Source organism: Candidatus Symbiopectobacterium sp., assembly GCF_020054415.1.
Lineage (GTDB): Bacteria > Pseudomonadota > Gammaproteobacteria > Enterobacterales > Enterobacteriaceae > Symbiopectobacterium.
This window is the reverse complement of sequence record NZ_JAHWCO010000143.1, coordinates 1-1,350: the sequence shown is the minus strand read 5'-3', so window position 1 is coordinate 1,350 and position 1,350 is coordinate 1. Positions and strand designations below refer to the sequence as shown.

2 protein-coding genes and 1 pseudogene are annotated in these 1,350 nt (G+C 50.0%); 2 read left to right on the top strand and 1 reads right to left on the bottom strand.

Annotated elements, in window-relative coordinates:
- Positions 1-132: pseudogene (locus QZ506_RS04400) on the top strand (IS5/IS1182 family transposase); the annotation flags it as partial.
- 265 nt (positions 133-397) lie between these two features.
- Positions 398-1,162 (top strand): TonB system transport protein TonB, encoded by a 765-nt coding sequence (tonB, locus tag QZ506_RS04395; protein WP_291969338.1) that lies wholly within the window; start codon positions 398-400, stop codon positions 1,160-1,162.
- Between the two features lie 32 nt (positions 1,163-1,194).
- Here tonB and QZ506_RS04390 read toward each other — a convergent pair.
- Positions 1,195-1,350, bottom strand: a 156-nt coding sequence (locus QZ506_RS04390; RefSeq protein WP_291969340.1) for an IS1 family transposase, incomplete at its 5' end; no start/stop codon positions are given.

Below are 1,350 nucleotides of genomic sequence, written 5' to 3'. Positions count from 1 at the left end.
TTCAAAAGGCTTCTGGGTGGTCATCTAAGTCTGAGAGACTACGATGCTCAGGTGGGTGAAGCCATGTCCATGGTCAAAGCGCTTAACCGGATCACGCTATTAGGAATGCCGAACAGTATTCGCATCACGTAACAATCGACCAGTATGGGGCGCAGTCGTTACAAGTTCTGATTTATTCAACAAAGCCATGGGCAGGGCGTGCAGCCAGACGATTTGACAATGAACCAAGAACGTCCTGAGCAAAAATGATGTACAACATCTTGATAATCCTCAAGGGAATAGCGTGAAAACACCATCATACTCTGCCCGTGGTTTTTTTAACAAACTATCGGGTTCTTATTGAATATGATTGCTATTTGCATTTAAACTTGGGCAGCTAAGAGGACAACGAAAAATTATGCCGCAAAAAACTTTATTAGGAATCCGCCGCCAATCATGGTCTTTTTTACTTTCTGTTGGCGCTCATGGTGGATTAATCGCCGTATTGTTATACGCATCGTTTAATGAAGCACTTGAACTTCCTCAGGCGACGAATCCGATCAGCGTCGTGATGGTCGAACCTGCGGCGACGGAAGCGGCATCCGCACCGCAGGCTGCACAGCCTGAGCCGGAGCCAGAACCACAGGTCGAAGCAGTGAAACAACCTGAGCCAGAGCAGGAACCTTTGCCGCAGCCTGTCGCGATCCCGTTGCCTGAACCAAAGCCAGAACCGAAACCTAATCCGAAACCGAAAACGGAGCCGGTGAAGAAAAAGGTCGAGCAACCGAAGAAGACGCAAGAGAAGGCTGATGAGAAACAGCAACCCTCGCCGTTTACCTCAGAGGATGCCAGCAAAACCCGTGACAATGCGCCTGTACGTCAAGCTCCGGCACCGTCTGCCTCGGCGCAGTCGTCAGGACCGCGCCCGTTGAGCCGCGTGCAACCGCAGTATCCAGCACGCGCGTTTGCGCTGCGCGTGGAAGGCAGGGCAACGCTTCAGTTTGACGTGGATAGTGAAGGGCGAGTAGACAATATCCGCGTGCTGAACGCACAGCCGCGCAATATGTTTGAACGCGATATTCGTCAGGCAATGCGTAAATGGCGTTACGAAGCGGGAAAACCGGGTAAAGATTTGCAGGTCACCATCATCTTTAAAATTGATGGTGGCGCCGTGGTTGAATAAATCGGTCGTTTATTCAATGAGTTGATGTAGAATCAAACGTAGTACTCGCGTTCGATGTAAGTACCGATGATCCTATCGTGCATTTCGGATGATTTTGAATATCCGAGCGTCTTGCGATTGAGCCGTTGCAATCGGTTACGCAGTGTCAGATGTTCACGCTCAATACGCTGTGTATACAGCTTGCTAAC

Coding starts and splice junctions, on each gene's coding strand:
- tonB (WP_291969338.1), top strand. CDS start 398: ATGCCGCAAAAAACTTTATTAGGAATCCGCCGCCAATCATGGTCTTTT.